Genomic DNA, 9291 nt, shown 5'->3' with positions numbered 1-9291 from the left:
TCACCTCCCCCAACCCCCCAAAAGAACCCCCCCCCCCCCCCCCCCCCCCCCCCCCCCCCCCCCCCCCCCCCCCCCCCCCCCCCCCGGGCCGGTCGATCCGCTACCGGAGCAGGCTCTTGTACTTCGGGCAGAGATACGTGATCGCGTCCTTCGCGTCCGCGATCTCGCCGTCCGCGATGGCCTCCTTCGCCAGCTTCGGACTCGCGTCCGCGGTGTTGGCGATCCGGTCGCAGGACTCCTGGCCGGTCTGGAGAACGGCGGCCGGGTCCATGCCCTTGGGCACCTTTCCGACCAGATAGCTCTTCTGCTGGTCGGTGAACGTGCCGGTGGCCGGGGTGAGCTGGGATTCGGGCAGGGTCGACTCCTTGGCGTCGGCGCCGTTCGCACCGCCGTCGCCGCCCGGACCGGTCGAGGCCGAGGCGGACGGCTCCGCGGTGCCGTCGGGGCCGATGGCGGGCGCGGAGGAGGCCGGGCGCTCGCTGGTGGGGGCGGCGCGGTCCCGCGCCGCGTCCGCGTGTCCGCCGCCGCATCCGGCCAGGACGGCCGCGGCCGTCGTCACGATGACGACGGCCGTGGCGAACCGGCCTCTGGTCGCGGTCACGGCTTCGCGAAGGTCAGGACGAGCTGCGGATGTCCCGACGTGCCGGGCGCGTCCTTCGACCAGAACCAGGCCGAGTCCGTGCCGGTGGACGTCACCGCGAGATCGTACGGACCGCCGAGCCCCGGCGTCAGCGCCGCCGCGGTGAGCGTCGCGGTGTAGTCGGTCTGGAGCGCGGTCGGCGCGGGCACCGTGCCGAGCACCGTCGGGTCGAGCGTGGGACGGGTGTTCCAGGTCACCCCGGTCTCCGTCCAGCTCCCCGTCACACGCTGCACATTGAGCGTGTCGACCGAGTTCGCGATGGCGTCGGAGCTGGTGCGCAGGGTCAGTCGCGCGCTCGTGAGCACCATGCCGCCGGGCGCGGCGGGCAGGTCGAACCGCAGGTACGTGTGGTATGCGGACGTGCCGCGCACCGCGAGCTGCTGGTCCGGGCCGTAATTCGCCGAGGGCGCGCCCGCGTTGACGTAACTGTCCGCCGTCGCGTTGAGCGTCACCGTCGAGGACGTCGGCGCGCCCGGCGTCGTGACGGCCGCCGCGGCCGACTTGGCACTGGTGTTGCCGGGCGCGTCACCCGCCGTGACCTGGTACGCGTACGTGGTGCCGGGTGAGGCGGCGGTGTCGGTGAAGGTCAGCGTCGGGCGGATCCAGAACTTGGAGTCACCGGTGACCGTGCCGACCTGCGTGCCGTCGCGGTAGATCCTGTACGTCAGCGTCGAGTCGTCGAGGTCGAGGCTGGCCTGCCAGCTCACCCGTACCCCGCCGGACACGTTCGCCGCGGTCACCTGGAGCGGTACGGACGGCGCGCGCGTGTCGGGGCCGCTCGGGAAGCGGACCAGGCCCTGCTGGAGCCGGTTGCCGTTGCTGGCGATCCGGGTGAACTCGCCGCCCACCCACAGGTAGTCCGTGCCGCCGCTGGAGGCGGTGGTGAGGGCGCGCGGGCCGATCTTCTCGGTGCCCGCCGGGCCGTCGTCGGTGTCGGGGAACCAGCCCAGCAGCGGCCTCGGGTTGTCGACGGACTCCGCGAGCAGGTGCTGCCGGTCGTTGTTGAGCTGCGGGAACTGCTGCATGCTGGAGCAGTCGTGCGCGTGCGAGCCGCTGTACAGCACGCCCTTGTAGACGGTGACGGCCTGGGTCGCGCCCAGGCAGGTGTCGCGCCAGCGCTGGTTGAGGTCGCTGAAGTTGAGCGCGATGCGGCCGTCGAAGACACCGCCGCCCGTGCCCTCGTTGGCGGTGAAGAAGCCGGTGGCGTCCCTCGTGAGGTCCTGCACGGTGGAGGTCGCCGAGATGAAGCCCGGATAGGTCTTCACAATGGCGCCGGTCGTGGCGTTGACCACGGCCAGCGCGTGCGAATTGACCCCGTTGACGGTGTTGAAGTCGCCGCCGATGACGAGCCTGGTGCCGTCCGGGCTGAGCACCATGGCCTTGCCCGCCTTGTCGGCGTTGGCCGTGAACGGCTTGAGCGCGCCCGTGGTCGTCAGCGCGGCGAAGCGCTGCCGGGGCTGCCCGGCGACGGTGAGGAAATTGCCGCCGATGTACACCGTGTCGTTCGTCGCCACGATGCTGCGGACCTGCGCCGAGACCGACACCTTGAACGTGGTCCTCACGGTGCAGGTGGCGATGTCGATCGCCGCCAGGCTGCTCGACGGAACGCCGTTCACCGAACCGAAGGTGCCCCCCGCGTACAGCGTCGACTCGTCCGGTGAGACGGCCAGCGCCCGAATCGTCGCCGTGCCCGAGCCGACCGTGAAGGACAGCTTGCAGGACGTCGGCGCGCCCGTGGCGGCGTCGAACGCCTGGAAGTTGAGCGCCTGCTGCTCGCCGGTGCCCGCGGCGGCGCCCGGCGGCCGGACGGTGGAGAAGGTGCCGCCCGCGAAGACCACACCGTGCGCCTGGGCCAGCGCCCACACGACGCCGTTGGTCTGCCAGGTCGGCAGGTCGTCCGCGGTCATCGCGACCGGCGCGGTGAGCGCGGACGCGGACTGCGCGGCGGTGAATCCGATCATCGAAGCCGCCGCCAGTGAGAAGGCAGCGGTTATTGCCCCAGCTCTTCGCATGAGCCCCCCTGAGCTCTGTGCTGTTCCCCCAGCGGTCCCAAACGGCCGCAAGATGCGACAAGGTTAACGTTTGGTCCGCTTTGGGGTCAGCCTCCCCGTAACGACTGTTGCACTCCTGTAGCCCAGCGGTCGGGGAGGGGGACACGGCGGGCACGCAGCGGCGCCGCGCCGATTCCGCTTCGGCCGGATCCGGTCCCCGCCGGGCGGTCCCGAAATGTTTCGGTGCGGTGCCAAGAACGACTATGACCCGGCATGACCTGCGGGCACAAGGCCGAGCGGCCCGCGCGGTCCCGGTCGCGACGGTGATGCGCGACACTCCCGCTGGACTCCGGATGTGGCCTGAATGTCACCTCGACGTCCCTCGGGGGCGACTGTGGGCCGCCGTGGGAGAATCCTCCGATGACTTCTGAGACGACGATCACCGCGGACGCCGCGGGCACGTGGACGCTCGGCGATCTGACCGTCAACCGGATGGGCTTCGGGGCGATGCGGCTGCCGCAGGACGGCAGGGCGTTCGCTCCCGACAGCGGCTCCAGCGACCGCGAGCGCGCGATCGGCGTGCTGCGGCGCTCGGTCGAACTCGGTGTGAACCACATCGACACCGCCGCCTTCTACTTCTCCGCCCTGCGCTCGGCCAACGAGCTGATCAACCGGGCGCTGGCGCCGTACCCCGACGACCTCGTCATCACCACCAAGGTCGGCCCGGGGCGCGACCCTTCGGGCGCCTGGCTGCCCGCCGCGACGCCCGCGCAGTTGCGCGGACAGGTCGAGGAGAATCTGCGGCAGCTCGGCCGGGACCACCTCGACGTGGTCAACTACCGCAATCAGGGCGCGGACTCCATCGCCGAGCACTTCGGCGCGCTCGCCGAACTGCGCGAGCGCGGGCTGATCCGCCACCTCGGGATCTCCAACGTCGGGCCGCGCCACCTCGCCGAGGCCCGCGCCATCGCGCCGGTGGTGTGCGTACAGAACAAGTACGCGCTCGGACTGCCCGGCGGGGACGACGACTTCCTGGACCTGTGCGGTGAACAGGGCGTCGCCTTCGTGCCGTTCTTCGCCATCGCGGGCGCGGGCCGCGAGTCGGGGGCGGGCGCAGCGGAGGGCGAGCAGGTGCTGGCCGCGGCCCGCGCCCACGGCGTGACCGCCGCCCAGATCAGGACCGCCTGGACCCTCCAGCGCGGCCCGCACGTCCTGGCCATCCCCGGCACCGGCAACCCCGACCACCTGGTGGAGAACGTGGCCGCGGGCGCGCTGCGGTTCACCGCCGACGAACTGGCCGCCCTGGACGCGCTGCACCACGGGGGCGCCTGAGGAGCCGAGGTACCCCGGCCGGGCCGGAGTTGACGCGTGTGCACCGTGGGTCGTCTGTGGAATCGTGTGCCCGCGGTGCCAATTCGCGACGGCTTGCCGAGATCGGATGCCGGGCCGCGCGCGGCTGGCTACCGTCGGTGGAGACGAGTGAGCGCATGGGGGTACGGGGTGACGGGTGTCGAGGCCGCGGTCGGCCATGTCTGCGTCTGGCTCACGTGGCGAGCGAGCGGTGCCGAGCAGCGGCGGCACGACCTGAACGAGGTCCAGGTCGGCGAACTCGACCGGCTGTACTCGCTGGTCCGCGTGCTGCTCGGCGAGGACCCCGCGCTGCGGCTGGCCACCGAGGAGTGCGCCGCCCCTGACGGCGCGGTCACCGAGCGGACCAGGCGCCGCCTGACCGACGCGCTGGACGAGGCCGTCGAGCGGGACGCGGCGCTGGCCACGGCGCTCCGGCAGGCGGTGGACCGGCTGCGGGACCGCCCCTACGGCGGCGGACCGCCGGGCGGCCCGCCCGCCGGGACGACGGCGGCCACCGGTGACGGGATCGCGGTCGGCGGCGACGTCGACGTACGAGCCCGGGACAGGTCCGCGGCGTCGTTACGGATGGGGGACGTACGGATGGAAAACCCTCCTCTGCCGGGTCCGCCCCAGGGCTGAGCGCACCCGGAGCCGTCCCCGCCCCTTTGTCCGCGCCGCCGTACGCACCGCCCGCGCCGCCGTACGCACCCGCGCCGGTGGCGCCGCCGCGCGCGCCGGAGCCTTCGGACACCGTCCCGACGCTGCCGATGCTGCCCGCGGCCACCCCGTCGCGGGTCCGCGCCGAGGGCCGGAGCCGCTCGGAGGCCGAGGCCCGGCCCCGTACCGACGCCGAGGCCCGGTCCCAGGCGGTCCCGGCCCCTGCCCCTTCCGCTGTCACCGCGGCCGGCGGCGGTGTCGCGGCGGGCGTCGCGGGCGACATCCACCAGCACCACCACTGGCATGTCGTGCCGCGCTCGCCGGTCAACTGGCCGGTCAGGGTCGGCGTGGTGCCCCGGTCGGCCGACTGGTTCCAGCACCGGGACGTGATCCACGCCCTGGACACCGCGCTGACCGGCCCCGGCACCGCCGTGGTCTGCCAGGTGCTCACCGGCATGGGCGGCGTCGGCAAGACGCAGCTCGCCGCCCGGCGCGCCCACCACGCCTGGCGGGCGGGCGAGGTCGACCTGCTGATGTGGGTCACGGCCTCGACGCGGCAGGCCGTCATCGACGCGTACGCCGACGCCGCCGCGCGGGTGCTGCACATCGAGCGGGACGAACCGGCGCGCGCCGCGCAGGAGTTCCTGGCCTGGCTGGAGCCCGGCCCCGGCGCGGCGGCCGGACACTGCCGCTGGCTGCTGGTCCTCGACAATGTGACGGACCCCGCCGACCTCACCGGCCTGTGGCCGCCCGACCACCCCCTCGGCCGTACGGTCGTCACCACCCGCAGCCGGGACGCCGCCCTGACCGGCGCCGGCCGCCGCATGGTGACCGTCGGCCTGTTCACCCCGCGGGAGGCGACCGGCTATCTGACGGAGGCGCTCGCCGCGCGCGGCCGGGTGGAGGCGCCCGAGGAGGTCGCGCTGCTCGCCGAGGACCTGGGCAGACTGCCGCTGGCCCTGTCCCAGGCCGCCGCGTATCTCATCGACGCCGACATCGGCTGCCACGACTACCGCGCGCTGCTGGCGAACCGGGCCCGGCTGGCCGACCTCAGGCCGCCGACCCTGCCCGACGACCAGACCGCGGGCGTGGCCGCCGTCTGGTCGCTGTCGGTGGACCGCGCCGACGCCCGCGGTCCCCGGGGTCTGGCCAGGTCCCTGCTGGAGCTGGCCGCGATGCTCGACCCGAACGGCATCCCGCAGCCGGTGCTCACCAGCGGGCCGGTCCGCGACCACCTCACCCGCGTCGTGCGCCGGGCCGCCCCCGAGCAGTGCCCGGCGCGCGGGATCACCGAGCAGCAGACCGTACGGGCCCTGCGCGATCTGCACGGGCTCAATCTGATCGACCACACCCCGAAGACCGGGCACCGGGCGGTCCGTGTCCACCAGCTCATCCAGCGGGCCGTCCGGGACACGCTCGGCGAGGCGGACCACGACGCGCTGGCCCGTACCGCGGCCGACGCCCTGACCGCGGTCTGGCCCGAGGTCGAGCGCGACACCGACCTCGCGCAGGCGCTGCGCGCCAACACCACGGCGCTGACCGGCAAGGCGGAGAGCGCCCTGCACCGCCCGCACGCGCACGCGCTGCTCTACCGGGTCGGCGAGAGCCTGGGCGTCGCGGGCCAGGTGGCCGCCGCGGCCGGGCACTTCAGGCTGCTGGCCAGGACCACCCACCAGCACCTGGGCCCCGACCACCCCGACACCCTCGCCGCCCGCCACGACCTGGCGTACTGGCGGGGCGCGGCGGGCGACGCGCAGGGCGCGATCAGCGCCTTCCGCGAACTGTTCGCGGACCGGCTGCGGGTGCTCGGCCCCGACCACCCGCACACGCTCACCACCCGCGGCAACATCGCCTACTGGAGCGGCGAGGCGGAGTACGCGCAGGACGCGGAGGACGCCGCCACCGCGCTGGAGGAGCTGCTGGCGGACCGGCTGCGGGTGCTGGGCCCCGACCATCCGGACACGCTCAGCACGCGGCACAACATGGCCCGGCTGCGCGGTCGCGCGGGGGAGACGGCCGAAGCGGCCGAGGGGCTACGGGAGTTGCTGGTCGACATGGTGCGGGTGCTGGGCCAGGACCACCCTGACACCCTGACCACCCGGCACGACCTGGCCTACTGGCAGGGGCGCGCGGGGGACGCCGAGGGCGCGGCGCGCGCCTTCGAGGAGCTGCTGGCCGACGCGGCGCGGGTGCTGGGCCCGGACCATCCGGACACGCTCACCACGCGGCACAACATCGCGCGGCTGCGCGGGCGGGCCGGGGACGTCAGCGGCGCGGCGCGCGCCTTCGAGGAACTGCTGGCGGACCGGCTCCGCGTGCTGGGCCCGGACCATCCGCACACGCTCACCACCCGGCACAATGTCGCGCGGCTGCGGGGGCGGGCGGGGGACGCGGCAGGGGCGGCGCGCGCCTTCGAGGAGCTGCTGGTCGACATGGAGCGAGTGCTCGGTCCCGAGCACGGCGACACGGTCATCACCCGGCACAACATCGCCTACTGGCGTGAGGAGTCGGAGGTGCTGACCCTGCGCGTCAGGCGCGCCCCGGCGCCGTGAACGACGGTCGGCGCTTCCCGGCACCGTGAACGACGGTCGTCGCGCCCCGGCGCCGTGCACAGCGGTCGGCGCGCCCCCGCACAGCACGCGGCCGACCGTGGTGAGGGAAAGCGCTCAGCCGACCGTCACCCGTACGCCCGCGCCCGCGATACGGGCCAGCTCGGCGTCCGGCGCCGCGCCGTCGGTCACCAGGTCGTGGATCTCGGCGAGCGGGCAGATCTTGGCGAGCGTGGCCCGGCCGATCTTCGTGTGGTCGGCGACCACGACCGTACGGTCGCTGTTGTCGGCGAAGGCGCGGTCGGTGCCGCCCTCCAACTGGTCGTGCGTGGTGCAGCCGTGGGCCGCGCTGATGCCGTCGACGCCGAGGAAGGCGATGTCGGTGTGGTAGCTGGCCAGGGTCTTCTCGGCGATCGGGCCCACCAGCTCATAACTGGCGTTCCTGGCGTTGCCGCCGATCACGACGAGCGTCACGTGCTTGTGCAGAACCAACTCGGCCGCGATGTTCACGGCGTTGGTGACGACGGTGAGCGGTCCGCGGGCGGCCAGCAGCCGGGCCACCTCCGTCACCGTACTGCCGCCGTTCATGCCGACCACCGCGCCGTCCGGCACCAGGGCCGCCGCCGCCCTCGCGATGGTCTGCTTCTCCGGTCGGCTGCGGCCCGCGCGGTGCTGGAGCGGGACCTCCAGGTCGACCGGGCCGACCGCCGCCCCGCCGTGGGTGCGGCGCAGCAGGTGGAGTTCGCTCAGGTGCTGGAGGTCGCGGCGGACGGTGGCCGTGGAGACGCCGAGCAGCCGGGACAGCTCGTGGACGTCGATGCCGCCCCTGGCGGAGACATGCTCAAGTATGCGCGCATGACGCTCAGTTCTCAGCATGCGTGCAGCATAATGCGCACTCCGATGCGTAAGTGAGCATGATTTGCGCAGAAGAGGGCGGTTGACATGACGAATTCTGCGCGGTTAACTCCTGGCGAACGTCGGAGTTGAGCACCGACGTCAGAGGTACGCCTAGCCGGTGGGCGGCCGTGCGCCGCAAGCCCGGACAAAGTCGCCAGGATCGCTGTCAGCGTCCGAGGCGGGGACGTACCCCCCATCATCAGGAGCTCGATGATGCGCATGAATCGTGTCCGGTCCCGTCGGAGTCTGGCCGCCCTCGCGGCCGTCGCCGCAGTCGTGGCTGTCCCCTCACTCGCTCCCGATTCCGCAGGGGCCGCGCCCCAGTCCGTCTCCCCGCCTCCGGCGCACGCCGGATTCGACTACCAGATCGGGGGCCCCTACACCCCGCCCGCCGGTGTCTCCGTGGTCAGCCGCGACTACACCGCTCCGGCCGCCGCCGGGGTCTACAACATCTGTTACGTCAACGCCTTCCAGGCCCAGGAGGGCGCCGAGGGCCAGTGGGACGCCGACCTGCTGCTGCGGGACTCCAAGGGCGCCGTCGTCAAGGACAAGGACTGGAACGAGGCGATCCTCGACATCCGCACCGCCGACAAGCGGCAGCGGATCGCCGCCAAGGTCAACGGCTGGGTCGACCAGTGCGCGGCCAAGGGCTTCCAGGGCGTCGAACCCGACAACTTCGACACCTACGACCGCTTCTCCGGCTACCTGACCAAGGCCGAGGCCGAGTCGTACATCAAGCTCCTCTCCGCCCACGCGCACTCCAAGAACATGGCGATCGCGCAGAAGAACACCCCGCAACTGTCCGGCGACCGGGTCGCCAACGGCCTGGACTTCGCCGTCGCCGAGGAATGCGCCACGTACAACGAGTGCGGCGACTACACCTCCGGCTTCGGCAACAACGTGATCGTCATCGAGTACACCGCCAAGGGCCTCCAGAAGGCGTGCTCGGGTTACGGCACGAAGCTCAGCGTCGTCCGCCGCGATGTGGACGTCGTACCGCTGGGCACCAGCGGATACGTCCGCCAGACCTGCTGACCCGCTGAACCCGCCGACCGGCTGTTCCGCCCGCCCGGCCGACCACGCCGGCCGTCGGGACCGCCGGCCGGCCGCGGCCGGGGGGGGGGGGGGGGGGGGGGGGGGGGGGGGGGGGCCGCAGCCGCGGCAAAGGAAAAAGAACACCCCCCACCAACAACCCCTTGACACGCCC

General features: G+C 73.2%; 7 protein-coding genes. 4 read left to right on the top strand and 3 right to left on the bottom strand.

All coding sequences use genetic code 11. The features are described from left to right. Positions 1–100 precede the first annotated feature (100 nt). Both ACZ37P_RS17820 and ACZ37P_RS17815 read right to left on the bottom strand, forming a co-directional pair. Positions 101–601, bottom strand: a complete 501-nt coding sequence (locus ACZ37P_RS17820) for a hypothetical protein (protein ID WP_391162125.1) — start codon at positions 599–601, stop codon at positions 101–103. Then, positions 598–2601 (bottom strand): CBM96 family carbohydrate-binding protein, encoded by a 2004-nt coding sequence (locus ACZ37P_RS17815; protein WP_467347252.1) that lies wholly within the window; start codon positions 2599–2601, stop codon positions 598–600. The genes ACZ37P_RS17820 and ACZ37P_RS17815 overlap by 4 nt, the downstream gene beginning before the upstream one ends. A gap of 450 nt (positions 2602–3051) precedes the next feature. Between ACZ37P_RS17815 and ACZ37P_RS17810 the strand changes: the two genes are divergently transcribed. The 3 genes from ACZ37P_RS17810 to ACZ37P_RS17800 all read left to right on the top strand — a co-directional run bounded on the left by ACZ37P_RS17810 (position 3052) and on the right by ACZ37P_RS17800 (position 7190). After that, positions 3052–3963, top strand: a complete 912-nt coding sequence (locus ACZ37P_RS17810) for an aldo/keto reductase (RefSeq protein ID WP_467347250.1) — start codon at positions 3052–3054, stop codon at positions 3961–3963. Between the two features lie 147 nt (positions 3964–4110). Further along, on the top strand, positions 4111–4620 hold the full coding sequence (locus ACZ37P_RS17805) for a hypothetical protein (RefSeq protein ID WP_467347248.1): 510 nt from the start codon (positions 4111–4113) through the stop codon (positions 4618–4620). Between the two features lie 77 nt (positions 4621–4697). Next, on the top strand, positions 4698–7190 hold the full coding sequence (locus tag ACZ37P_RS17800) for a tetratricopeptide repeat protein (protein WP_467347246.1): 2493 nt from the start codon (positions 4698–4700) through the stop codon (positions 7188–7190). Positions 7191–7304: 114 nt separating this feature from the next. Here the strand turns inward: ACZ37P_RS17800 and ACZ37P_RS17795 are convergent, their stop codons facing one another. Further along, entirely contained in the window at positions 7305–8063 is a 759-nt protein-coding gene (locus tag ACZ37P_RS17795; protein WP_467347244.1) for a DeoR/GlpR family DNA-binding transcription regulator, read from the bottom strand. Positions 8064–8297: 234 nt separating this feature from the next. On the opposite strand from ACZ37P_RS17795, the gene ACZ37P_RS17790 reads away from it, so the two are divergent. Then, complete coding sequence (locus ACZ37P_RS17790; protein ID WP_355346065.1) at positions 8298–9119, top strand: endo alpha-1,4 polygalactosaminidase; 822 nt, start codon at positions 8298–8300, stop codon at positions 9117–9119. Positions 9120–9291 lie beyond the last annotated feature (172 nt).

It is taken from the genome of Streptomyces sp. NPDC024632 (assembly GCF_055559175.1).
The sequence above is the reverse complement of the archived record's forward strand: the minus strand, read 5'-3'. Positions and strand labels throughout refer to the sequence as shown.